Raw genomic sequence first — 23,760 nt, 5'->3', positions numbered from 1 at the left:
GAAAATAATTTTCACGGTTTCAAAAATAGATCAGAACAGATTATTTTTTCTTCTTTTCTTTCTTCGGCATCTGAGTTGTTCCTGAATTTTTAGTCTTGGTATCAGGAGGTGTATTTTCTCCTCTTACAAGCTTTAACTCATCAATCAGTCTTCTTGCACCGGCATATTTGTCAATCGTCCAAAGAACGAAACGTACATCCACATTGATTGTTTTCTGCCATTCCGGTTCGAATACGATATCACCGCTTAATGCTTCACTGTTTCCATCAAATGCAATACCGATAAGGTTTCCGTCTCCGTCAATAACCGGAGAACCAGAGTTACCACCGGTAATGTCATTATTGGAAAGGAAGTTTACAGGCATATATCCTGCAGCATCAGCATACTGTCCGAAATCTTTAAGATTGTAAAGATCAATCACTCTTTGAGGAAGATCAAACTCTTCATCACCTTTCTTGTATTTTCCTACAAGACCGGCCATATCCGTATAATAGTTATCCGTAACTCCGAAGTAGTTTCTGTCATCTCTGATAGGTAGCTTATCTACTGTTCCGTAAGTTAATCTCATTGTAGAGTTAGCATCCGGATAGAATTTTTTCTCAGGCATAGCCTTCATCAGACCTGCTAAGAAAAGACGGTTGTTTTTAGCAAAATTATCATCAACATTCACATAGCTTTCTGCAACGGCTTTTTGATCCGCTATAATTCCTTTAGCCATTTTCCAAAGAGGATCCGCATCAAGTTTCAATGCATCCGGGTTCAGTAAGAAGTTCGTTGCAGATGTTTTGTTGGCAAAAATTGAAGAATAAGCTACATTAGAAAGATTCTTGGCATCTAATCCTAAGATCGTGGCAGAAGCAATATCTTTGTTGGTTACTCTTGTCTGGTAAAGAGTGGTCATGGCAACCAGCATTTCTCCTTCTAACGCAGGATTGAAGTTTTCATAAGCTGCTTTGATTGCTGCTTCAGTTTTAGCCTTCATAGCAATTCTTCCCTGCATATCCTGAGTGGCATACGTTCTAAGAGCAGAACCAAGCTGAAGAGCAAGGCTCATATATTTTGCATTTCTTGTAAACTGAGAAGCATAATTTCTTTCAACATTTCTGTCAGAAACCTGCTTGTAATAAGCTGCAATATTTTCTAAAACACCGTCATACATATCATTTCCAGCCATCATAGACCATGTTCTGTATGTACTTTCAATCTTCTGCTTGTCAGAAATCGTTCCGTTTTTTTCTACCGCATCAATAGTTCCCTGTCTGTTTTTCCAGTAGTTAGCTACAGAAGCATACTGAGAAGCATAATTAAGCTGGGTTGCTTTATCTTTATCCATATACTTCTTCATAACATCCATTGCCATTTTAGAAGCTTCTACCCAGGCCGGATAATCTTTATTTACCATCTGCTGGATTCCGTAAGAAGTCAGGTAACGGTTAGTTCTTCCCGGATATCCCATGATCATGGAGAAATCACCAGGCTTGATTCCTTTAAGAGAAACCGGAAGGAAATGCTTAGGCTTCAATGGAGTGTTGCTTGGAGAATATTCTGCCGGGTTTCCTGCAGCATCTGCATATACTCTGAAAACAGTGAAGTCTGCAGTATGTCTTGGCCATTCCCAGTTATCAGTATCACCTCCGAATTTACCTAACGATGATGGTGGTGCCCCTACTAATCTGATATCTTTATAATCCTGATATACGAAATAATAAAATTCATTTCCGTTGAAGAAATCTCTTACCACAACAGTATATTTTCCATTTTCCGAGTTTTCGGCCTGGATAGCTTTCGTTTCAGCATCAATAACAGCTTTTCTCTCAGCTCCGGTCATATTGTTGTTCAGCTTGGAAGTGATTCTTTGGGTAGCATCATCCATTCTTACTAAAAATCTTACATAAAGATCTTTTGCATTGAATTCGTCTTTCTGCTTCATTGCCCAGAAACCATTCTTAAGATAGTCTTTTTCAGGAGTAGAAGCGGCTGCTACAGCACCGTAACCGCAATGGTGGTTGGTGAAAATAAGTCCTTTATCAGAAACAATTTCACCAGTACAGAAGCCACCGAAGCTTACAATTGCATCTTTTAAACTGGAATTGTTTACAGAATAGATTTCATCAGGTGTCAGATGCAAGCCTTCCTTTTGCATGTCGACCCCGTTAAGTCTTTTGATGAGCATTAACAGCCACATCCCCTCATCCGCCCTCATCTGAGCGAAGCTCAGCAAGAAGGTGAACAGTAGAAATAGTCTTTTCATTTTATAATATAATTTTTGTGTCGCTAATTTACTAATTTTTACGATATTCTGTCCCGGAATGGTATGAAAATGGAATGATAACCCTCATGAAAAAGATACTGTTGGCACTTTTTGCCGTTTTACTTCTGGGAGTTGTTACCAATTGTTCATCAATGCCTGAAAAAAATCCGGGTCTTCAGAGACAGTGGATGCTGATTTCGTTCGATCAGTTTTCAAAAGACGAGCTGATAAAAAACAAAGCGGAAGTTAACCTTACAGGAGAGATAAAGAACGGAAAAATTCAGGGAGGAGCCCATATGGGATGCAATAGCATGTTCTTTACTTCCGAATTTAAAAATGGAGGAAAAATAAAGATTTCAGGAGTAGGAAGTACAATGAAAGCGTGTCAGAATATGGATCTGGAAACTGCTTTTATCCAAAAGTTTGATAAAATGACGAAATATTCCGTAGAAGGGCATTTCCTTATGCTGTCTGATGAGAGCGGAAACTCAATGAAGTTTGTAGCAGCAGACTGGGACTGAGTAAGCTAATAGTGTAGCCCCGGCCGGGACCAATACAATATAATGAAATAAAAAAAGTCCGCACACTGCGGACTTTTTTGAAAAAACTAAATAGGTTATCAGTTTTTTGGGATAGTCTTTTTAATCTCTGCTAAAGTGGCAGTATTGGGTAATCCCACCTGGTTGCGGATATTTTGCGCTTTTACCGTACTACCTCCGGAAGCCTGCCTGTTAGGGATTGATCTTTTTATTTCATCAAGGCTGGCGGTATTAGGAAGCATGGTTCCTGAATTGCCGGATGTGGCTTTGGGCTTTTGCTCCTGCTTTTTCACCTCCAATCCCTGTTCAGAGACAAGAGCAGTTGGTGAGGATTTCTTTTCAGCATTTATCTGAGCCTCTTTCATCATTTTAGATTCAAATTCCTTAATCTGTTTTAAAGCAAGGGTCTGGTCTTCTGTTGGGGAGGTTGGCTTATTTTCCTGAGCATAAACCCCGATACCCATCAGGAGGAATAGAGTAATATATATTGATTTCATGATCGTTTATTATTTAATGTTAACTAATACCTGAATTTTTCCGGAACCGCTTTGATTGTAATCCTGAAGAGCCTTTCCGATAACCTGTCCTATTCTGACTTTTTTAGGATTAGCCTTCATGGCAGTGCCGGGTTTTGATGAGGTAACCAGCAGGTCCCCTCTTTTTATTTTACCGCCTTCCAGACATACTTTAGTAGGAATTACCCCAATTACTCCCATTGGAACCTTATCAGAAATATCAGAGTCAATATGCTCTTCTGCAAGAAGCACTCCGGGTTTGGTTGCATAAACTCCGGCTACAAGATCAGAGTAAGGTTTTGAAGACTTTTCTACTGTACGGTCAGAATTGGTTGAGATCACCAGAATATCACCCATCTCATATTCGGAAACAGAGCCTTCTACATCAAAAGCCTCTGCAACGTCGGCTCCACTGGTCTGAGTACCTCCATTAAAGAATCCACGGCCAGCCTTATTGATTCGTGCCATATTGGTGCCGGAATTCTGGAATATCGCAAGATTTCCTGAAGCTCCGGTATGATTAATAAGCATTCCTGAACCTGTGCCTGTAGTGGTAATATGCACTACCGGCTGGCCGTTGTTGTTATTGAAGTTGGCAAATCTTCCTGCTTTACCGGTTCCAAAATTAGGAATGAAGCCTGAAACAGCATTGCCTGTTCCGTCACAGGAAGCCTCAATACCATCACCGTTTCCACCCGCATTGGCAGTAATACCATTTCCGCTTCCTTCAGTTAAAGCTAATACCGCAGGACCGTTTCCACCTGCATTACTGGAATAGAATAGGCCGGCATATCCTCCGGTTCCTGAAGAAACTCCATAAATCCCCGCAGTGCCAAAATTGGCAAAAATTGAATTGACTTCACCTTTTACAGCCGCTGAAGTTCCGGTAGTACGGTCTACTTTGAAGTTTCCGGCAGTTCCGTTACCTATTGTTGTCACAGTAATTACATCGCTGTTATTGTCTTCATTGAAAATATTGAATTTTCCCGCTCTTCCTGTTGCAAAAGAAGGAACCCAGGCATACAAAGCATTCCCTGCCCCGTCAATATTAGTTTCTATACCATTGCCGTCTTTGCTGGCGTTGGCAGTGATAGCATTTCCGTTACCGTCATTAATAGAGACTAATGAAGCTCCGTTACCGGCAGGATTAGATGCATGAAATAATCCGGCAAACCCTCCGGTACCTGAAGAAACTCCAAAAATACCGGCAGCCCCAAAATTCCCGAATATGGTTTTTACCTCACCTCTTACCGCTGCTGCAACACTGTTGGTATTGTCTACAAGAAATGAAGCTGCGTTGCCCAGGGTATTGTCCGGAATATTACCATTTCCGTTAGTCTGCACCTCAAAAGTATTTTGCAGGTTGGTCTGGTTAAAGTTTTCAAACCTTCCGGCACGTCCGGTGCTGTTATTCAATCCTACCTGGCCGTAAACCCCGATTCCGGTTCCTGCCGTATTAGTAGCAATAAACCCGCGTACTCCATATCCGCCTCCGTCATTACGCCCTACAACGGCTCCTGCAATATCACTGGTTGTTCTTCCCACTACCGCTTCTCCGCCACCATTGTTGTCTCCCACAACCCCGGCTGAAGTCACGGCACTGGTTATTCCATGGATACCGAAACCGCCTGCTGTTGAACTTCTGACTCCGGCTCCGTTTCCTGTTGTAGTTACATTTACTATCGTTCCATTTCCTACACTGGAAGCATTAAGCACACTATTGGCATTAGCATTATTGAAAATAGCAAAGCTTGCAGGAATTCCGTTATTACTGGTCGCAGTAAGCCCTGTTCCTGTATTGCTGTTGGCGTATACTCCCGTTCCGTTAGCGCTTGAATTACCATAAACTCCCAGTCCGTTGGGAGTAACACCATAAACTCCCCAGCCACTTCCGTTCTGGCTTCCCCATGCACCAATTCCTAATCCTCCCGTTCCGTTATTGATCCCGCGGACTGCGGAAGAAAAACCACCGGGAGCAGTGTTGTTAACAATTCCCCTTATTGCAGAAATGCTTGAAGTGGTTGTATTGTTTGTTCCTTCAAGAGAGGCTCCGTCTCCGTCGTTGTTTAATGAAAACAACGTTGCTGCATTATTTACCGAAGCGGCATAAGGAATAGTAAAGTTGCCGCTTCCGCCTCCTGCAGATTTTGCATACATAGCATAAGGAACGCTTAACAGTTGGCTGGTGCCTGTGATTGTATAATTGGTGCCTCCTGCGGGATCGGTTTCTGTTTTAAGGTAATAATTTCCTGAAGGCCAGTTGATCGTTGAAAAAACACCTGAGAGAACTGTTCCTGTTCCTATTTCAAGAGAAATAAGGCCATTCATATTGGTGTTTCCGGTAAGCCTTTCGGAGTAAACCAGTGTTCCGGCAGGAGATCCCTCCAGTACACTTACTTTTACGGCAATGCTTTGATTGGTTAAAAGCTGGCCGGAGCCATTTCTCATGACTGCCTGGTAGCTCATTTTTTCCGGAGCCTGCGCAAAGCTCATAAATAAGCCCAGCATGATCCCCAGTGAAAGTAATATTTTTTTCATGGTAATTATTTTTTGATGATTTTAAATGTTTTCAGATGTTTTCCGTTCTGGTTGATCCGGATGATATACATAGCGGAAGGAAGAGACGAAAGATTGAGTTCAGATTTGGGCTGTAGAATAACGTCTTTTCTGATCAGTTTGCCCTGAGCATCAAATAACTGATATTCTGCGTTTTTGTAGCTTTCTGAAGTGAAGTCAATATACAGGTAATCCCTGAAGGGATTAGGATAAAGCAGAAGGCCTTCCTGTTCTGTTGCCGTTTCGCCGGCAGAGAGTGTTGTAATTTCATAGGCTTGTTGTACGCCTTCTATGACCTGGGCACCCGGGCCTTTGTAAAGATAAGTGGTCTGACCGATGCTGTAAGAAACCGATCCTCCACCTCCTGATGCATCTGTTCCTGTAGCAAGAACGGCTGATTGTGCATTTAAAAGGCTGATGGAAAGACTAAACAGAATGAGAAAGAAGCCGTGAATAGATGTTCTTTTCATATAAAGAGATTTTGTGGTTATTAATAGGTTATCCCATTTTTCAAATAAAATTTGGGATTACTAAATTACCACATATGAAAGCCGGATATTGGGAAAATAGACCAACGGCAGAAAAAATCGACCAACGCCGGTTTTGAGTAAAAATATTGGTATTCAGGGATTTTACTGGTCAAAAAAAGAAAGATTGTTCTTGTAGGTTCTGCCGATAGGAAGTTTTATATTGTAGATCAGTTCTACTTCATGGCAGTTTTTTCCGCGGATGAGATGCCGGGGAATGGCATAGCTTCTGTGTATTCTGACAAATGAGGAAAAGATGCTTTTGTGAAGAAGGCTGCCCAGGGAATTCAGGATGCAGTGTCTTTTTTCGTGGGTGATGATCCGGGTATAATCTTTCAGGGCTTCCAGATATAGAATGTCTGTTATTCTGATCTGGGAGATATTTCCGTTTTCTTTTATTTTGATACAGTTTTCACCGAGAATAGCATCAAAACATTTACATTTTTCTTTCGTTTCAAAAAAATCAAAGACCCTTTGTATAGAATTCTGGAAACGGTCTGCCTGCAAAGGTTTGGTAATGAAATCCAAAGCATTGAGATCAAAAGCGGCAACAGCCAGCTCGGGCTGGGAACTTATAAAAATGCAGGCCGGAATTTTATGGGCCAGTTTTCTGAATTCCAGTCCACCCATGCCGTTCATAGAAGTTTCGGAGATCAGAAGGTCTATGGGAAACTCAAGGTATGGGACTGCTTTTTCTGCTGAATCAAAAGAAGCTATAATTTCTATGTTTTCATATTGTCTGATATGATGCTGAAGAACCAATCTGTCCAGTTCATCGTTATCAATGATCATACATCTGATATGGGGAGTCATGAGCTGTTAGATGTTAGTTTTTATTAAATTCTGACATTAAAAGTCTTAAAATCAGAAAATTGCAGCATAAAGTTACTGTTATTTTATAAAATAGAACTATTATAGGCTTAAATTAACATTAAAAATGCAGTTAATTAAAAATAGATTTTGTTTTTTTTCCTGAAAAATGGTATCTTGTGAAAATCACAAACATAGATAGAATTTAATGCTAGAAAAGAAAGAACATAATTATGAAAAGGCGGTTTTGGTAGGTTTGGTTACCAAAGACCAGGATGAAGAGAAACTAAAAGAATACATGGACGAGCTGGAGTTTCTTGCTTATACGGCAGGAGCTACAGTTGAAAAAAGGTTCACTCAAAAATTATCACAGCCGGATTCCAAAACTTTTGTAGGAAGTGGAAAGGCGCTGGAAATTAAAGACTATGTGAAAGAGCATGAAATAGGAACGGTAATCTTTGATGATGAATTATCTCCTTCACAGCTTAAAAATCTGGAAAGGGAAATGGAAGTCAAAATATTGGACCGGACGAATCTTATTCTTGATATTTTTGCCCAAAGAGCCCAAACTTCATATGCAAGAACCCAGGTGGAGCTGGCACAGTATGAATACCTGCTTCCAAGACTGACAAGGATGTGGACCCACCTTGAAAGGCAGAGAGGAGGAATCGGGATGAGAGGTCCGGGGGAAACCGAAATTGAAACAGACCGCCGTATCATCAGGGACAGGATCTCTTTACTTAAAGATAAGCTGAAAACCATAGATAAACAAATGGCCACCCAGCGTAATAACAGAGGAAAAATGGTGCGAGCTGCTTTGGTAGGCTATACCAATGTAGGAAAATCTACGCTGATGAATGCTCTTTCAAAATCAGAAGTCTTCGCGGAAAATAAATTATTTGCAACGCTGGATACTACCGTAAGAAAAGTAGTTATTGGAAATCTTCCGTTTCTGTTGACAGATACAGTAGGATTTATCAGAAAACTTCCTACCCAGCTGGTAGAATCTTTTAAATCTACTTTGGATGAGGTGAGAGAGTCTGATTTACTGATCCACGTGGTGGATATCTCCCATGAAAGCTTTGAAGATCATATTGCTTCGGTGAACCAGATTCTTCAGGAGATTGATGCCCATAGGAAACCAATGATCATGGTTTTCAATAAAATTGATGACTTCAGCTATGAGAAGAAAGATGAAGATGATCTGACCCCGTCTACCCGGAAAAATATTTCATTAGAAGAATGGAAAAAAACCTGGATGGCTAAATCCAAATACCCAACCGTTTTCATTTCTGCTCTTACAAAGGAAAATTTCCCCGAGATGAAAAAAATGATCTACGATGAGGTGATGAAGATTCATATTTCCAGATTCCCCTACAATGATTTTCTTTTCGAGTATTTCGATAACGACGAAGAAGAAAACAACGATTAATGAAATATCACTTTTTCCTTTTATTCCTTCTGTTTTCGGTTTTTGGGTTCAGCCAGAAATCAAAAATTGATTTAAAAAGTATTGAGAAAAACCTCAGAAATCCTGATTCTCCTTACCATTACGAGAAACTTATTTTTAAGTATAAAGGATTTCCAAAATCTCTGGACAGCATTGAAGCCCAGCATCTTTACTACGGAAGGAATTTTAGAAATGATAAGATTCCGACAACAGATGACCGTTTTAAAAGCCTTGCGGATGCCTTTAAACAGAATAATTTTGCAGACTGCATCAGGCAGGGTAGAGAGCTGTATGGCAAAGACCCTACTAATCTTGACGTTCTTCTTGTGTTGCTAAGGGCTTATGATTCCCTGAAAGACGGCAATAACTTTGTCCATCATCTGAATCAGCTCCGGACATTAACTAACGGCATAAAGAGCTCCGGAGACGGAAAATCGGAAAAAACAGCGTATCTGGTTAATTCTGTAGGAGATGAATATATTCTGCTGAATATCCTGAACATCGGAAATGATTATACCCGGGGATCCAAACCAGCCAAAGACGGAATGTTCGATATCTGGGAAAAAGACGGCCAAAAGCTGTATATTAAAATACTTTATTTAGACCTGTAAAATTTAATAAAAAAACACTTAGTGGAGTTATATTATTCATTTTCAGCATTAATAGTGCTAGCATCCATATTTGCCTACCTGAATTACAGATTTCTGAAACTTCCGAGTACTATCGGAATTATGGTGATTGCCATTGTGGTTTCCATTTTTCTGGTGATGTTCGGGGAAACAGTTCTGCCAAGAACATTCGGACACCTCAATAAATTAATGAACAGCATAGATTTTACGGAAGTCCTGATGGGTGCAATGCTTAACTTCCTTCTATTTGCAGGAGGAATTCACATTAATATCAACGATCTCAAGGAACAGTTTCGCCCGGTACTGATATTTTCTACAGTAGGAGTGGTGATCTCTACATTCGTTGTAGGATTTGGAATGTTTTATCTTTTGCCCTTTGTAGGCATTAAGCTTCCTTTTATCTATTGTCTGGTATTCGGAGCATTGATTTCTCCTACCGATCCGGTGGCTGTACTGAGTGTTTTGAAACAGGCGAAAGTGTCAAAATCATTAGAAACAAAAGTAGCAGGAGAATCTCTTTTCAATGACGGTATGGCTGTTGTAGTGTTTACCGTAGTCATGCAGCTGGCGATTGGAAAAGAAGTGGATCTGGGAGTTGAAAGTATAGGATTATTACTGATGAAAGAAGCCGGAGGAGGAATTCTGCTTGGGGTTCTTCTTGGATGGGTGACGTCCAGGCTGATGCGTGAAGTAGATGATTACATTATCTCGGTTCTGGTAACGCTTTCCGTAGTGATGGGAGGATACCTTATTGCAAGACAGATGCATATTTCAGGACCTCTGACGATGGTTGCCGCCGGTTTATTCATGGGGAATTTCAACGTAAGATTTAAAATGAAATCTGTTACTCAGGATTATCTGATCAAGTTCTGGGAACTGATTGACGAGATTCTGAATGCAGTTCTATTCCTCTTTATCGGGTTTGAACTTCTGATGATTAAAGACCTGAGACATTTTATGCTGCCTGGCCTTCTTGCCATTGTAGTTGTTTTACTGGCCCGTTTTATTTCAATCTGGGGACCTACTAAATTCATGTCTTTAAGAACCCGGTTTAGCCCGCAGACCGTAAAGGTACTTGTTTGGGGAGGAATTCGTGGAGGAGTTTCCATTGCCCTGGCAATGTCTATTCCGAAGAGTGAATACAGTGAGATTATTTTAAGTATTACGTACTGTGTAGTGGTCTTTTCTATTGTTGTTCAGGGGCTTACTATTGCTAAAGTGGCCAATCCTAAACAGATTGCCAAAGAAGAAGAGGAACAGGAAAGCATTGTTCTGGAAGAGCGTTAATAACATCACTTAACCTGTTCATCATAAATTTTATTTTAAAGATGGCCAATACTATCGTTAAAGAGATTAAGGAAGCCTTAGCTGTTTTATCCATTCCCGAAAAAGCCGAGTTCTTTCCCAGATTTTTCAAAACAGGAAAAGGGGAATATGGCGAAGGGGATTTATTTCTTGGGGTGAAAGTTCCGGATCAAAGGTCTGTAGCGAAAGAATATTATGATAAAATAAGCCTGGAAGAATTAAGCTTACTGCTTTCATCAAAGTATCATGAACATAGGCTGACTGCACTTTTTATGCTGATCAGTAAGTTTGAAAAAACAAAAGACAGCAGGATAAAAGAAGAAATTATTACGTTTTATCTGGGACATCTTCCATATGTTAACAACTGGGATCTGGTAGATTCAAGCTGTTATAAGATATTAGGCCGGTATGCTTTTGAAAATCAGAAGGAAGCCCTGTTAAGAAGTCTTTCGGATTCTGAAGAAATGTGGCATAAAAGAATAGCCGTGGTGGGAACGATGCATTACATAAAAAAAGGCTCATATGGGCTGACCAAAGAGTTCGTTACCAAAAACCTGAAACATCCGCATGATCTGATGCACAAAGCGAATGGCTGGCTGCTGCGGGAAATGGGTAATAAAAATGAACAGGAACTGATCTCTTACCTTAACCAATATTATAAGGAAATGCCCAGAACCTGCCTGAGATATGCCATTGAAAAGCTGGATGAAGATCTGAGGCAGGACTATCTGAAAGGAAGAGTATAAAACACATTCTTTCTGATTATAAAAACCCATGGAATCCGGTATTTTAAACCGATAAAAAATTAAGTAGTTTTGCATTTTAAACCCCAGTTATGAAGAATGTAATCAGGCTGTTTCTGCTTTCGCTTCCTTTGATGCTGCTCACAAGCTGTTTTGATATTGTAGACAAGGCCTCTGTAAAATCAGACGGAACAGGAGAATACACCATTATTGTGAATGCCAGTAAAAGCAAAACGAGGCTGGCCTCCATCTCTAAAATGGAAACGATTAATGGGAAAAAAGTTCCGAAAAGATCTGAAATTGAAGGTAAGATCAATGAGGCCGCCAGAATATTCAAAGCAACCCCCGGCATCAGCAATGTAAAGACCACAATGGACTTTGACAATTACATTATTAAGCTAAGCTGTAATTTTAAGAAAATTGAAAATATCAATGCCGGCCTGGAGCAGTTAAAATCTAAGAATATCCTCGGGAAAATGATTCCTACCCAAATTTACGGACAGAGCCTTGAGAAAAAATCGTTTACCAGAAATAAAGTAAATACATTTAAAGCTGACTACGATAAGATGAGCAAAGCAGATAAAGAAGTATTCAATAATGCTAAGTATACTTCCGTCCTGCAGTTTGAAAACACTATAAAATCACAATCCAACAGCTCTTATCAGCTTTCTCCCAACAAGAAGGCTGTAAAACTGGAAGCAGATGTTTTAGATCTGATCCTTCAGAAAAAACAGATGCAGAACACCATTATCTTTCAATAAAAAAATACTTTTTCAGCCATGAAATCTATTCTATTAAAAACACAGAAGATCACCTTTTTACTCTTGGGTTTTGTGCTCACTTTTGCACAGACCAGCATGAAGCTTCCTAAAGGAGCCGTATTTTATATGGAAATCAACGGAAAACAGCTTAATAATAAAATCAACTGGGAAAAATTTAATCCTTTATTGCAGGAAATAACGAAAAGCAGCAAAGAAAAAGCTTCATGGAATGACTTTTCCAAAACCGGGATCAAATACGATGAAGTTCAGTATCACTATGCCTGCTTCAATGATTCTGTAAAAACCTATAACGCTCATTTTATTTTAGATAATAAAGATAAATTCAAAGAGTTTATTAATTCCACAAAGAAAAAAGGCCTGGAAGTATCTCACAAAAAGAACTATTCTTATGTAGATCTGGATGATGATGTATTTGTTGCCTGGAATGATAAGCGCGCAGTATTAAGTCTTGTAAGTTATACCAAACCTTATAAGGATTTATGGGCAGAAGAAGCCGTTGCAGACAGTGCAGCAGTTGTAGCAGATTCAACAGCTGAAGCTGTGGCAGACAGTGCGTATGCCATAGAGCCGGAAAGACCTTTTAACTATAAAGAGGAAATAATAGACCTGAAACAGCAGATCAAATACCTTAAAGAAAGTATTAGGGAAAACAATACTGAAATTGCCAGAATTCAGAAGGATATTAAGTATCTGGAAAAGCATCATAAATACCCTGAAGAGAAAAAACAGCCGGAATATGAAGAGGAAGATGAAATGACTGAAGAAGAGGAATACTCTATTGCAAAAGCAGACTCAGCTTATCAGAAAGAGCAGGATTCTATCAGAAAGGAAAACTTCAGGATTGTGAAAAAACTGGCGGAAGATTCATTCGACCGCTATTTCAGTTCAAATTTAGAAATTGAAGTCCCTAAGGATAAACTTAATTTCCGGGATCCTAATTCCGATGTTTTTATTTATACAGATTACGGAAGAATGGTTAATGAAGGATTTTACGGGAAGATGATGGGAGGATTTAGCTTCAGTAAGTTCCTTGGAAGAGCATACAACTCCGATTCTGCCTATAACCTGTATTTTGATAAAGACAAAGTAAAGCTGGTTAATAATTATCAGCATAGAGATTCCGGTATTCAGAAGAGTATTTCAGAGGTTTATAAAGGAAAGAAAAACAAAAAGCTGGCAGCGCTTATCAATGATAAAAGTTTAGGATATTATGTGATGAATCTCAACGGACGAAAGTCTTTTGATATGATGTATGACCTGCTTAAAGATACAGGAGAAGGAGAATATCAGAAAGAAATGGAGCTGGTGATGGAAACTATGAAGGTTATTCTGGATGAAGAAGCCATCAGCAAAATAGCCCCGGGAAACGGGATTTTCGTTCTGAATGAGCTGAAACCTAAAACAGTGGATTATACAGATTACGAATATGATGAAGATTATAATGCTAAAGAAGTAAAAAAGACGAAAGAGGTAATGGTTCCTAACTTCACCTTTGCCTTTGCCACGGAAAATGAAGGATACTGGAATCGTGTCTTTAATTTACTGGTGACCAATAAGGACCTGGCAAAGAAATTTACCAAAACAGGTGATTTTTATGCCTTTAAAGATGAAAAGGGAAGCGGATATCTTGATCAGATGTTCTTTACTGTGAAAGACGGAATTGTTTATCTTACCTCTTTCACAGACAATATCAACCCTAAAAACCAATCTGAGGTTTCTAAAAAATGGGCAAAGGATTCATCTAAGTATCCGCTGTCAGGAAGATTGGATCTGCAAAGGATTTTAATAGGCCTTGAAAGAGAGTTCAAGAGCCCTTCAGAAAGAAAGACACTGGATCTGTTCAGAAAAAATGTGGGAGAAGTTTATTATAAAACAGAGGTGAAAAACAACAGTATTGAGACAGAAGTAGATTACAACATTAAAAATTCTTCTGAAAACAGTCTGATGTATTTCTTTGACCTTTTCGATGAAATTTATAAAATAAAAGAAGCTGATAAAAAGCCGCCAATATTATAAATGAAGAAAAAGAAACTGATTGTCTGGCTGTTCATTCCACTGGTTGCCATTATATATTTTGTGTTTTTTTATAAAGACAAAACCTTAAAATTTGTCCCGGAAAATGCAGATGCGGTAGTTTTAATTGATGTGAAGAAACTGGCGGGACAGTATGTTTTCAGTCTTACAAGGCATCCGTCATTGTGGTTTGATGATTCAGAAGAAAAAAAAGAACATATCGCTTTAAAAGATTCGGGGATTCGTATCCCCGATTTTTTGCAGGTCTTCCATCTGAAGAATACAAAATTTTCCGAGTGGTACAGCGCAGTTGAGCTCAAAGATCAACAGAAATTCCTGACCTATTTAAAGCAGCAGAAATTTACAGATAAGGGAGACAATCTTTATCAGAAAGATCAGGTATTCATTAAAATAAGAAAGGGCTTCTGTATCTTCGGAACTTCTGACAGGGCTTTTAAAAGGAGTGGTGCAGAATTTTTCATGGCTTCAAAAGAGAAAAAATTTAAGGCAGATCAGTTCATCAACGGAACTTTAGGGAGTTTTTCTTTTATTTCGGAACAAAAGATCAGTAATTTTTCCATTGAACTCGGAGATGATGAAATTGAAGTGAAAAATGCTGAAGGGGCAGAGGGTTTTACATCAGTTATTGCAATGCTTCAGGGAAATAATCATTTTCTGGAAGTCGGGCTGGACGCCGGAAATATGAAAAATCTTAGCCGTCTTTTTGATAAAAGCATCAATGATTCAGCCGGAATCAGCCATATGAGGGGTATTGCCGATCTCAGACAGGTAAATGATACCATTATCACTTACGGATATGATGATAATTTCAATGAAGTAGAGCAGAAAAGCTATCAGAAGATTGTTCAGCCCGGATATACTGTTGTACTTCAGACGCCGGATCCTGAAAAAACGATGGTATATTTTCAGAATAAAAAATGGATCAATGCGCAGAATCAGCTGACGGTTATTCCGTTTCAACCGAATACAGTTTCTAAAGGTCAGAAAGATATTGTCATAAAATCATCCGGAAATCAGGAGACTCTGCCTCAAAATGGGAAGGAAAATTATATTTTTATCAGAAATAATGCTTTGCTCTATTCCTCTTTAAGCAGTGTATCAGAACGTGAGAAGAAACTGCTGTCAGACATAGAATATATCTTTTACGGAAACAGGGGACAGCACTATTATATTCAACTGAAAGCCAGAAAAGGAGACCTTCCTCTCATTTTAAGGAGGTAATTTTGATCATTTAAAAAACGATTTGTAGATGACGATGCTTTTTGAAATTATATTGATTAAACAAATTACCCATTACTTTTTACATCTGGTGTTTCCGGTGTTTATTGCCTTGTTTTTTTTTCATAAAAACTGGAAAAAGGCGTATTTTATTATGTTGGCTACCATGCTTGTTGATCTGGATCACCTTTTTGCCAATCCTATATTTGATCCGTCCAGAAACAGCATAGGTTTTCATTTTTTACATTCATATTACGCTATTGCTGTCTATTTTTTAATGCTGTTTTTCAAAGGAAATATCAGGATTGTGGCTGTTGGTCTTTTATTCCATATGCTGACAGATTTTCAGGACTTTAATCTGTGGGGGCATTAAAATATCATTAATATTATCTCAGAATATTTCAAAATTCATATAGATTTTGTATTTTGTAGACACTTTATGAAATTAAAAGAACTTTTACATTACACGTATATTTTTCCCATTCTGGCTGTAGCTTACTATTTTTCCGGATTAATGGGAGGAGGAGTTATTTATGATATTATTGCAGGGGTACTGCTTACCGGAAGCGTTCTGTCGGCAGTGCATCATGCTGAAGTAGTCGCCCATAAAGTAGGGGAACCTTTCGGAACCATTATTCTTGCCCTGTGTATTACCATTATTGAAGTAGCTTTAATTATCTCACTCATGGTTGCCGGAGGAGATCAGGCCATCACGCTGGCCAGAGATACGGTTTTTGCCGCTGTAATGCTTATTCTGAACGGTATTCTGGGAATCTGTATCTTGGTAGGAGGTGTAAAGTACCATGAACAGTTCTTTGCAAGAACTTCTGCAACAACTTATCTGGTGAGTATCGTATCTATTCTGATCCTGACACTTGTTCTTCCCAATTTTACGTCAAGTGTAAACGGGCCTTTCTATAATGAAGCCCAGCTTATTTTTGTATCTATCGCCTGTCTTGTAATCTATGGAGTATTTCTGATGGTTCAGACGGTAAGACATAGAAGCTATTTTATTGTTCCTGATGAACATCCGGAGGAACATTATATCCCGACATTCGCGAAAACCCTGATAAGCTTTGCATTCCTGGTTGTCTGCCTGGCAATTGTTGTGATGATGGCAAAAGGACTGTCCGGAACAATTGAGGATATGGTTCAGAGCTTAGGAGCTCCGAAATCCCTGGTAGGAGTAATTATTGCGGCTGTCGTTCTTCTTCCGGAAGGTGTAGCGGCCATTCGTGCAGCAAGAAGCAATCAGATCCAATCCAGTTTAAACCTGGCATTAGGTTCTGCACTGGCAAGTATAGGACTGACGATTCCGGCGGTTTCTACAGTCTGTATTCTGTATGATATTCCGTTGGTGCTGGGGCTGGATAAAAAAGATATTATTCTTCTTTCCCTTTCCGTATTTATCGTAATGCTTTCATTAAGTCGCGGAAAGACAAATATTCTTTACGGAACGGTACTTTTGGTGAATCTGGCGGCATATATCTTTACGGTAATTGTTCCTTAAAATATGAATTTATCATCATATTTTGTGAACTTTGGAGCTTTCGGATAGCCCATTCAGTTATCTGCTAGAGTCTCCTTGCCAGCTCCATTTTGAAGGCCATCAGTTTGGCTATATTCTCGGACTTGTAAATTGCCATATCGGCATTTTCTCCGGCAAAATTTTCCTCAACGGTCTGTCTCCAGAGTGCCAGCCAGCGGTTAAAATGTTTTTGCTCCATCGCCTGGATTTCATTGATGGGAAAGTGTACTCCCATAGGATTTCCTTTGTAAGTCATCTGTCCAAACAGGATCGACTCCCAGAATGAATACATTTTGGGAAGATGTTTATCCCAGTCTACTTTGGCAATATCGTTGAAGAAGAATCCAATGGTTTCGTCCTTAACTACTCTGGCGTAAAATGAATTAACCAGATGTTCAATATCTTCTCGGGATTCCAGTTTTTTCATACTTCAAATGTACAGTAAATTCAATTGATAAATTCAATCCTTTGCTTGATAAATTTCATGAAAACAATATTTTATCTTTGCAGAAGAAAAGCAGTCCACCCCGATGGGCAAATGACAATCACGGCAGAAAGAACATGGATTTAGATTTTTACAGAAAGCAGGCTTTACAGAAGCAAAAGGAACATAAGAAGTTTTTGGACGGATTAAAGAAGAAACCGCCTAAAAATCTCGATTATGTCGTTCAGGAAACCCATGATGAAGTATTTGATGAGATCGATTGTCTGCAGTGCGCCAATTGCTGTAAAACAACCGGACCTTTATACACCGAAAAGGATATTGAACGTATTGCAAAGCATCTCCGGATGAAACCTGCCGATTTTGAAGCTAAGTTTTTAAGAGTAGATGAAGACCGGGATAAAGTTCTTCAGCATCTTCCATGCTTTTTCCTGAACAGTGATAATACCTGTTCCATTTATGAAGTAAGGCCCAAAGCCTGCCGGGAATACCCGCATACCGACCGGAAAAAAATCTATCAGATCAATCATCTGATGCTTAAAAATACGGTGATCTGTCCGGCTGCCTACGAATTTGTAGAGAAAATGATGAAAAATGTAAGCAGATAAAAACGGAACAGAAGAGGTCTTAAAAGTCTTAAAAACAAAGGGTTTCATTTTAACAATCCTTTAATAGCAGCTCAGCGTGATCAGAAATTCTGTTGAAAAACCTGCGGTATACGCTTAACAATGGAAACTTCCATCCTCTATCTTTCCTTTTTCCTCCAAAGAATTTCATTAATTTTTCCCTTCAATATTCTGTCAAAACAGCTGTCATAAGTATATTTAACCACAAATAACTCTCTTTTCCGGCCTCAGGCTTCTATTTTAACTCCATTTCAAAATTCCTCTTAAATAATTATAAAGTACGTTAAATAAGAGTGTTACAAATAATTTAATGAAAAATGTGTCGTTTAAATTAAACAATCATTTAAAATATTACATTATGAAAAAGTTAATCTTAGCGGCAGTATGCATGACAGCCGGAATAGCTACCGTATCGGCTCAGACAGAAACAAAAAAACCAGCCGAAACTTCTCCTGCTAAAACAACAACGACGCAGCCACAGGCAACAATGCCGGCAGCAGCTACCGGAACAGTTTCAACAGATGCAGGAACAGCAAAACAAAGCACTACGGCAACAGCTACTGTTGATGCCGCAGCGGCAGTACCTGCTACCAACGCTACAGTGAATACCGAAGTGAGCACAGAAGCTACAAAACCTTCAAAAGCAACTAAAGAAGACAAGAAAGGGAAAAAGAAGGCAAAGTCATCAAAGTAAATATTTCAGTAAGCAGTACGAAATCCTGAAACATCTTGTTTCAGGATTTTTTTGTTGTATCTGAATAGCTCAATACTAATTTTTTCAGCTTCAGCCATACATTAATCAGATGTTCTTACCGGATTCAGGTTATTTAGAAGATAAAAAAAGCGCTGTAGAATACAACGCTTTCTCCTTTCACTTTTTACTTTTTTCCCATTTTCCCGGGAACAGGCTATATCAAAAAAGGCCGGGAATTTTCCCAGCCTTGGTTTATTTTATACCACTCCTTGAGCTAACATGGCTTCTGCAACCTTTACGAATCCGGCGATATTAGCACCTTTTACGTAGTTTACATAACCATCCTCGTCTTTTCCGTAGTCTCTGCAGGCTTTGTGAATACCAATCATGATTTCCTTTAATCTTGCATCTACCTCTTCAGAAGTCCAGTTAAGACGGATAGAGTTCTGCGTCATTTCAAGACCTGAAGTAGCAACACCTCCGGCGTTGGAAGCTTTACCAGGTGAGAATAGCACTTTATTATCAAGGAAATAGTTGATAGCATCTAAAGTAGACGGCATATTTGCAGCCTCAGTTACACAAAGACATCCGTTTTCAACCAGTTTTTTAGCGTCTTCAAGATCTAATTCATTTTGAGTTGCAGATGGGAATGCTACATCACATTTTACATCCCAAGGACGTTTCCCTGCATGGAATTCAGCAGACGGATATTTCTTAGCATAATCCTCAGCTCTGTTGTTTCCTGAAGCTCTCAGCTCTAACAGATAATCAATTTTTTCTCCGCTGATACCATCTTTATCGTAGATATATCCGTCAGGTCCAGAGATGGTTACTACCTTAGCCCCAAGCTCAGTTGCTTTTTTAATAACTCCCCAGGCTACATTTCCGAAACCTGAAACCGTTACTGTTTTACCTTCGAAATTCTGTCCGATAGTTTTAAGCATCTGCTCAGCGAAATATACTACACCGTATCCTGTAGCTTCAGGACGGATCAGTGAACCTCCATAGGCAAGACCCTTTCCTGTAAGTACACCGGTAAATTCGTTTCTGATTTTTTTATACTGTCCGAATAAATATCCGATTTCTCTCGCTCCTACACCAATATCTCCTGCCGGTACGTCTGTTTCAGGACCAATGTGCTTGCATAATTCCGTCATGAAAGCCTGGCAGAAACGCATTACTTCCATATCTGATTTTCCTTGAGGATCGAAATCTGAACCTCCTTTACCTCCACCCATTGGAAGAGTAGTCAGTGAGTTTTTAAATACCTGCTCGAATGCTAAGAATTTAAGAACTGACAGGTTTACAGTAGGATGGAAACGGATTCCTCCTTTATAAGGTCCGATCGCAGAATTCATCTGGATTCTGAAACCTCTGTTTACCTGGATTTCTCCTTTATCATCAACCCATGGAACTCTGAAAATAATAATTCTTTCAGCTTCAGCCATTCTTTCAAGAAGCTTCATGCCTGTATATTCCTTTTTGGTCATAATAAACGGAATTACAGTTACAGCAACTTCTTTTACAGCTTGTAAAAATTCTGGTTCATTAGGATTTTTTGCTTCAATTTTTGCAATAAACTCCTGGATTTTCTGGTCAATATTATATTGTTCCATATACTAAGGTTGAATATTATTGTCAACAAATTTAATTTTTTTTTCAAGATTCACAACACTCTATTTTAACATTGTTAAAAATTAAATAATAATGTTTCGAAATATTATTAAATTAATAATTTGTGTTTAAATTTTATTAAAAATTAAATGTTATGTCTTAAATAATGCAATATTAAGAAATCGTTAATTCTTAAATTACGGTGAATTGTCTCCCGGAAAATGATTTTACTTTCCCTAAAAGTTCTAATTCTAAAATAACCGGTAGTATTTTGTAGGTAGAGATGGAAATTTTCTGTGCCAGATCGTCCAGAGAAATCTGAGGATTCTCTTTGATAGATTGATATACTGTTTGCTGAATTTCAGTAAGTTGAACGATTGTTTCACTATAAGGGAATAGTTCTTCCATTTTCTCTCTTGGATTATTGAATCCTAAAGAGTCTATAAGATCTCTTACCGTAGAAATAGTTGCTGCTTTGTTCTGGGAAATCAATTGGTTGCATCCCTGGCTGTAAGGGTCTGTGATTTTTCCCGGAAGGGCAAAAACTTCCCGGTTATAATCATTGGCGAAGTTTACCGTACTTACAGATCCTCCTCCGAATGCTGTCTCTACAACAATAGTAGCGGGGGAGAGGCCTGCTATAATTCTGTTCCTCTGGATGAAATTTTCCCGGTCTGGTTTTCTGGATGAATTGAACTCAGTAAGCAATGCACCGCCTTCCTGAAGAATTTTGTCAGATAATTTTTTATTTTTTGAGGGATACAGGGTATGGAAGCCATGAGCCAGTACAGCTACTGTAGGAATTTTATGATGGACAGACTGCTCATGAACCTCTTTATCAACGCCTAAAGCCAATCCGCTTACAGATATATATTTTGAAGACTTGGTGCCTTCAAAAAAATCCTCAATGAATTGTTTACCATAGGAAGTCATATTCCGGCTGCCAACAATACTTACCTTGGAAACCGTATCGTCAAAATTTCCTTTCTGATAAAGAATTGCCGGGGCATCGGGACATTCGTTGAGCAGGGCGGGAGTCTCATTAAGGTGTCTCAGCCGGATCCCTATTCCGTTTTTTTCACAGAACTTCAGCTCCTGTTCTGCAAATTCCAGATGTTCTTTATTTCCGATGTCAGAAACTGTTTTCCGGCCCAGGCCTTCGGTTTTAGAGTATTCTTTTTTTGCTCTTTTCCAGGCCTCTTCAGCGCTTCCGAAAGTCTTTATCAGTCTGTGAAAAAGTATGTCACCAATAAGGCCGCATTCACGAAGAGCAATTGTGTAAAGATGTTCTTCAGAGATCATTATGTGTTTTTTATCAAATGTAGTGAATTAAGTCTTTATTTTTTCCTTAATTCATCCAGATGATCCCAGATATCGTCTCTTTTTTTGTAGGGAAGCTCCATAAAGTCCTCCGGGTGGTTTTCTTTATATTCCTGCCACAATTTGTCATCTTTTTCATTATAGTAATTAGGAAACTCCCAGATAAATTTCTTTTTTTTCTCTCCCACTTTTTTAAAAGCAAATGCAATAATACTTCCTACCACAGCTCCTGAAAGATGGGCCTGCCATGAAATCCTGCTCGGTTCCTGAAGGTTGTAGAACAATTCTTCCGGAAACATTCCCCATACAAGACTGCCATAGTATAATACAACCAGCATAGATATGGTGAGAAGCTTCATATTCCATTTAAATACTCCGCTGAAGAACAGAAAAAATGCCAATACATACACCACACCGCTCGCACCTATGGTACAGGTGTACATATATTCGCCGGTGAGAATATCAATGGGAGGGAGAAGCCAGACCAGAAGGCCAGTGGCAAGCCATCCGGTGATAAAAACCTTATTGGCTACCTGAGGGTAAAACTGGTACAAAAGAAACATCAGGAAAGCAATCGGAATAGAATTTCCTATGATATGATCTATATTTCCATGTAGAAAAGGTGACGTGATTATTCCCAGCAATCCTTCAGGCAGCAGAGGAATAATAGCTCCGAAACAGCTTTGGAAAAAGCCCTGCATCTGGAGGAAATAGCCGAACCACATGGCTGACAGCATCAGCAAAGGATAAAGGACGGCTCTCTTGGAAATAACGTTTTTAAACATGCGGAAAATATGTCAAATCAAAAGCCAATAATAAATTTCGGAAAATTTGTCGAGGTATTTCTCAGGGAACCGTTTATTTTCAGACAAAAGGTATCAAATTTTAAACCGGAAACCTAATGTTTTGACACTGAATTTAGTAAATCGGAATCCTTGGGCTGTTTAAATTCAATAGTCCCTGATGATTTTACGGACTGATTTTTTTTAAACAAAAATTATATTAATATTTTTGCACTGAAAATTATTTATTGTAATGAAGAAGTTTTTGTTGATCCTTTCCTTTTCTATAGGGATTCATGCAAGCGCACAGGAAGAGCTGAAAAAAGATTCAGTAGTGACAGATACCGTTAAGTACTGGTCGGTTTTAGGAAAAAACAATTTAATGATTAATCAGGCAGCCTTTTCAAACTGGGTAGGCGGGGGAGCCAACAATGTGGGCTGGCTTGCCGGACTAAATTATAATATCACCTATGAAAAAGATAAAGATCTTTGGGAAAATATTATTGTGATGGATTATGGTCAGAATGATACCAAAGGTGTAGGAGTAAGAAAAACACAGGATGTAATCAATATTTCAACCAATTACGGGAGAAAATTCTCTAAGAGCTGGTATTTTTCTTTAGGTGCCGGTATTCAGTCTCAATTTTCTGCGGGATATGAAGACGGAAACAATCCTGAAGCAAAGAAAATTTCGAATTTCATGGCTCCGGGATACCTTAATCTCGGTATGGGGATCACGTACAGGCCGAATGATAATCTGACTGTAACACTTCGCCCTACCAACGCCCGGTGGACCTTTGTGCTGGATAAAGATCTTCAGGTTGCCGGAAATTATGGGTTGAAAAATGACGGCGATTCTTCACTGCTTCAGTTCGGTTTCCTGGGAACGGCCTTGTATAAGGTAAAGCTTATGGAAAATGTGAGTATCATTAACACTGCTTCTGTCTTTTCAAACTATCTGGATCATCCGGAAAGACTGGTTCTGGCTTATGGGGCCGTATTGAATCTTAAGGTTAATAAATATATCTCATCCAATATTACTTTGGATCTGCTGTATGATCATAACCAGATCCAGAAAACTCAGCTTAAGCAGACTTTGGGAATTGGTTTTGGGTATACTTTTAACAACGGAGGAAAACGTTCAGACCGTAAGGACAGCCAGTGGTGGATTAAGAAATAATTTTTTAAATATATTATATACGGGGGCGCTTCATAATAGAAGCGTTTTTTTTTGTTCAGCAACTAAAAGATAAGTAATTATAAGTTCATTTAGCAGATTGTACGCTGATTTTCATGGTAATATTCACATTTTTGATCCATTAGAAAATTGTTTTAATATTTCAAAATAAAGTGATTAGTATTTTCATAAAATTATATGTATATTTTTGTACTGAA

At 38.9% G+C, this 23,760-nt stretch carries 22 protein-coding genes; 13 read left to right on the top strand and 9 right to left on the bottom strand.

Translation table 11 applies throughout. The features are described from left to right. Positions 1-40: 40 nt before the first annotated feature. Positions 41-2,251, bottom strand: coding sequence for a S46 family peptidase (locus AOB46_RS08815; RefSeq protein WP_062698382.1), 2,211 nt, complete (start codon positions 2,249-2,251; stop codon positions 41-43). A gap of 86 nt (positions 2,252-2,337) precedes the next feature. Here AOB46_RS08815 and AOB46_RS08810 point away from each other — a divergent pair, with 86 nt between their 5' ends. Then, positions 2,338-2,772 carry an META domain-containing protein gene (locus tag AOB46_RS08810; RefSeq protein WP_082377057.1) on the top strand — a complete coding sequence of 145 codons (435 nt, stop codon included), beginning with the start codon at positions 2,338-2,340 and terminating at the stop codon, positions 2,770-2,772. 98 nt (positions 2,773-2,870) lie between these two features. On the opposite strand, the gene AOB46_RS08805 is transcribed toward AOB46_RS08810, so the two are convergent. The 4 genes from AOB46_RS08805 to AOB46_RS08790 all read right to left on the bottom strand — a co-directional run bounded on the left by AOB46_RS08805 (position 2,871) and on the right by AOB46_RS08790 (position 7,201). Continuing rightward, the gene (locus tag AOB46_RS08805) at positions 2,871-3,287 is read right to left on the bottom strand and encodes a hypothetical protein (protein ID WP_062698380.1); all 417 of its coding nucleotides are present in this window, start codon (positions 3,285-3,287) and stop codon (positions 2,871-2,873) included. A gap of 9 nt (positions 3,288-3,296) precedes the next feature. After that, on the bottom strand, positions 3,297-5,843 hold the full coding sequence (locus AOB46_RS08800; protein ID WP_062698378.1) for a beta strand repeat-containing protein: 2,547 nt from the start codon (positions 5,841-5,843) through the stop codon (positions 3,297-3,299). A gap of 5 nt (positions 5,844-5,848) precedes the next feature. Further along, the gene (locus AOB46_RS08795) at positions 5,849-6,331 is read right to left on the bottom strand and encodes a T9SS type A sorting domain-containing protein (protein WP_062698377.1); all 483 of its coding nucleotides are present in this window, start codon (positions 6,329-6,331) and stop codon (positions 5,849-5,851) included. Positions 6,332-6,493: 162 nt separating this feature from the next. Continuing rightward, entirely contained in the window at positions 6,494-7,201 is a 708-nt protein-coding gene (locus AOB46_RS08790; RefSeq protein ID WP_062698375.1) for a LytR/AlgR family response regulator transcription factor, read from the bottom strand. 205 nt (positions 7,202-7,406) lie between these two features. Between AOB46_RS08790 and hflX the strand changes: the two genes are divergently transcribed. The 9 genes from hflX (at position 7,407) to AOB46_RS08745 (ending at position 16,869) form a co-directional block, all read left to right on the top strand. After that, complete coding sequence (hflX, locus tag AOB46_RS08785; protein WP_062698374.1) at positions 7,407-8,630, top strand: GTPase HflX; 1,224 nt, start codon at positions 7,407-7,409, stop codon at positions 8,628-8,630. After that, the gene (locus AOB46_RS08780) at positions 8,630-9,259 is read left to right on the top strand and encodes a DUF4919 domain-containing protein (protein WP_062698372.1); all 630 of its coding nucleotides are present in this window, start codon (positions 8,630-8,632) and stop codon (positions 9,257-9,259) included. Before hflX ends, AOB46_RS08780 begins: the two co-directional genes overlap by 1 nt. A gap of 21 nt (positions 9,260-9,280) precedes the next feature. Continuing rightward, the gene (locus tag AOB46_RS08775) at positions 9,281-10,564 is read left to right on the top strand and encodes a cation:proton antiporter (RefSeq protein ID WP_062698370.1); all 1,284 of its coding nucleotides are present in this window, start codon (positions 9,281-9,283) and stop codon (positions 10,562-10,564) included. Between the two features lie 41 nt (positions 10,565-10,605). Continuing rightward, complete coding sequence (locus tag AOB46_RS08770; protein WP_062698368.1) at positions 10,606-11,328, top strand: DNA alkylation repair protein; 723 nt, start codon at positions 10,606-10,608, stop codon at positions 11,326-11,328. Between the two features lie 89 nt (positions 11,329-11,417). Continuing rightward, positions 11,418-12,086 carry a hypothetical protein gene (locus AOB46_RS08765; RefSeq protein WP_062698366.1) on the top strand — a complete coding sequence of 223 codons (669 nt, stop codon included), beginning with the start codon at positions 11,418-11,420 and terminating at the stop codon, positions 12,084-12,086. 18 nt (positions 12,087-12,104) lie between these two features. Then, positions 12,105-14,123: a hypothetical protein gene (locus AOB46_RS08760; RefSeq protein ID WP_062698364.1), complete on the top strand. Its 2,019-nt coding sequence runs from the start codon at positions 12,105-12,107 to the stop codon at positions 14,121-14,123. Next, positions 14,124-15,362: a hypothetical protein gene (locus AOB46_RS08755; RefSeq protein WP_062698362.1), complete on the top strand. Its 1,239-nt coding sequence runs from the start codon at positions 14,124-14,126 to the stop codon at positions 15,360-15,362. A gap of 34 nt (positions 15,363-15,396) precedes the next feature. Further along, entirely contained in the window at positions 15,397-15,732 is a 336-nt protein-coding gene (locus AOB46_RS08750) for a DUF6122 family protein (protein ID WP_185113859.1), read from the top strand. A 66-nt stretch (positions 15,733-15,798) separates the two neighbouring features. Further along, complete coding sequence (locus tag AOB46_RS08745) at positions 15,799-16,869, top strand: calcium:proton antiporter (protein ID WP_062698360.1); 1,071 nt, start codon at positions 15,799-15,801, stop codon at positions 16,867-16,869. Between the two features lie 64 nt (positions 16,870-16,933). Here the strand turns inward: AOB46_RS08745 and AOB46_RS08740 are convergent, their stop codons facing one another. Continuing rightward, the gene (locus tag AOB46_RS08740) at positions 16,934-17,314 is read right to left on the bottom strand and encodes a group III truncated hemoglobin (RefSeq protein ID WP_062698358.1); all 381 of its coding nucleotides are present in this window, start codon (positions 17,312-17,314) and stop codon (positions 16,934-16,936) included. Between the two features lie 134 nt (positions 17,315-17,448). On the opposite strand from AOB46_RS08740, the gene AOB46_RS08735 reads away from it, so the two are divergent. Continuing rightward, entirely contained in the window at positions 17,449-17,937 is a 489-nt protein-coding gene (locus AOB46_RS08735) for a YkgJ family cysteine cluster protein (RefSeq protein ID WP_062698489.1), read from the top strand. 376 nt (positions 17,938-18,313) lie between these two features. Continuing rightward, the gene (locus tag AOB46_RS08730; RefSeq protein WP_062698357.1) at positions 18,314-18,649 is read left to right on the top strand and encodes a hypothetical protein; all 336 of its coding nucleotides are present in this window, start codon (positions 18,314-18,316) and stop codon (positions 18,647-18,649) included. Between the two features lie 257 nt (positions 18,650-18,906). On the opposite strand, the gene gdhA is transcribed toward AOB46_RS08730, so the two are convergent. From gdhA to AOB46_RS08715, 3 genes are all read right to left on the bottom strand, one after another. Further along, positions 18,907-20,265, bottom strand: coding sequence for an NADP-specific glutamate dehydrogenase (gene gdhA, locus AOB46_RS08725; RefSeq protein ID WP_062698355.1), 1,359 nt, complete (start codon positions 20,263-20,265; stop codon positions 18,907-18,909). Between the two features lie 190 nt (positions 20,266-20,455). Then, positions 20,456-21,565, bottom strand: a complete 1,110-nt coding sequence (dprA, locus tag AOB46_RS08720; RefSeq protein ID WP_062698353.1) for a DNA-processing protein DprA — start codon at positions 21,563-21,565, stop codon at positions 20,456-20,458. Positions 21,566-21,600: 35 nt separating this feature from the next. Next, positions 21,601-22,368: a rhomboid family intramembrane serine protease gene (locus tag AOB46_RS08715; protein ID WP_062698350.1), complete on the bottom strand. Its 768-nt coding sequence runs from the start codon at positions 22,366-22,368 to the stop codon at positions 21,601-21,603. Positions 22,369-22,618: 250 nt separating this feature from the next. On the opposite strand from AOB46_RS08715, the gene AOB46_RS08710 reads away from it, so the two are divergent. Next, a complete protein-coding gene (locus AOB46_RS08710; protein ID WP_062698349.1) occupies positions 22,619-23,545 on the top strand; it encodes a DUF3078 domain-containing protein in 927 nt (308 codons plus the stop codon). The last annotated feature ends 215 nt before the right edge of the window (positions 23,546-23,760 follow it).

Origin of the sequence: Chryseobacterium indologenes (assembly GCF_001295265.1) — a bacterium.
In the GTDB taxonomy this organism is placed as follows: domain Bacteria; phylum Bacteroidota; class Bacteroidia; order Flavobacteriales; family Weeksellaceae; genus Chryseobacterium; species Chryseobacterium indologenes_A.
This window is presented reverse-complemented; position numbering and strand designations above follow the sequence as displayed.

What these genes read in the sequence shown, in the direction of transcription:
- AOB46_RS08730 (WP_062698357.1), top strand. Translation starts at nt 18,314, where the DNA reads ATGAAAAAGTTAATCTTAGCGGCAGTATGCATGACAGCCGGAATAGCT.
- AOB46_RS08770 (WP_062698368.1), top strand. Translation starts at nt 10,606, where the DNA reads ATGGCCAATACTATCGTTAAAGAGATTAAGGAAGCCTTAGCTGTTTTA.
- AOB46_RS08745 (WP_062698360.1), top strand. Translation starts at nt 15,799, where the DNA reads ATGAAATTAAAAGAACTTTTACATTACACGTATATTTTTCCCATTCTG.
- AOB46_RS08710 (WP_062698349.1), top strand. Translation starts at nt 22,619, where the DNA reads ATGAAGAAGTTTTTGTTGATCCTTTCCTTTTCTATAGGGATTCATGCA.
- hflX (WP_062698374.1), top strand. Translation starts at nt 7,407, where the DNA reads ATGCTAGAAAAGAAAGAACATAATTATGAAAAGGCGGTTTTGGTAGGT.
- dprA (WP_062698353.1), bottom strand. Translation starts at nt 21,565, where the DNA reads ATGATCTCTGAAGAACATCTTTACACAATTGCTCTTCGTGAATGCGGC.
- AOB46_RS08715 (WP_062698350.1), bottom strand. Translation starts at nt 22,368, where the DNA reads ATGTTTAAAAACGTTATTTCCAAGAGAGCCGTCCTTTATCCTTTGCTG.
- AOB46_RS08760 (WP_062698364.1), top strand. Translation starts at nt 12,105, where the DNA reads ATGAAATCTATTCTATTAAAAACACAGAAGATCACCTTTTTACTCTTG.
- AOB46_RS08780 (WP_062698372.1), top strand. Translation starts at nt 8,630, where the DNA reads ATGAAATATCACTTTTTCCTTTTATTCCTTCTGTTTTCGGTTTTTGGG.
- gdhA (WP_062698355.1), bottom strand. Translation starts at nt 20,265, where the DNA reads ATGGAACAATATAATATTGACCAGAAAATCCAGGAGTTTATTGCAAAA.
- AOB46_RS08790 (WP_062698375.1), bottom strand. Translation starts at nt 7,201, where the DNA reads ATGACTCCCCATATCAGATGTATGATCATTGATAACGATGAACTGGAC.
- AOB46_RS08800 (WP_062698378.1), bottom strand. Translation starts at nt 5,843, where the DNA reads ATGAAAAAAATATTACTTTCACTGGGGATCATGCTGGGCTTATTTATG.
- AOB46_RS08795 (WP_062698377.1), bottom strand. Translation starts at nt 6,331, where the DNA reads ATGAAAAGAACATCTATTCACGGCTTCTTTCTCATTCTGTTTAGTCTT.
- AOB46_RS08765 (WP_062698366.1), top strand. Translation starts at nt 11,418, where the DNA reads ATGAAGAATGTAATCAGGCTGTTTCTGCTTTCGCTTCCTTTGATGCTG.
- AOB46_RS08735 (WP_062698489.1), top strand. Translation starts at nt 17,449, where the DNA reads ATGGATTTAGATTTTTACAGAAAGCAGGCTTTACAGAAGCAAAAGGAA.
- AOB46_RS08805 (WP_062698380.1), bottom strand. Translation starts at nt 3,287, where the DNA reads ATGAAATCAATATATATTACTCTATTCCTCCTGATGGGTATCGGGGTT.
- AOB46_RS08810 (WP_082377057.1), top strand. Translation starts at nt 2,338, where the DNA reads ATGAAAAAGATACTGTTGGCACTTTTTGCCGTTTTACTTCTGGGAGTT.
- AOB46_RS08815 (WP_062698382.1), bottom strand. Translation starts at nt 2,251, where the DNA reads ATGAAAAGACTATTTCTACTGTTCACCTTCTTGCTGAGCTTCGCTCAG.
- AOB46_RS08750 (WP_185113859.1), top strand. Translation starts at nt 15,397, where the DNA reads ATGCTTTTTGAAATTATATTGATTAAACAAATTACCCATTACTTTTTA.
- AOB46_RS08740 (WP_062698358.1), bottom strand. Translation starts at nt 17,314, where the DNA reads ATGAAAAAACTGGAATCCCGAGAAGATATTGAACATCTGGTTAATTCA.
- AOB46_RS08755 (WP_062698362.1), top strand. Translation starts at nt 14,124, where the DNA reads ATGAAGAAAAAGAAACTGATTGTCTGGCTGTTCATTCCACTGGTTGCC.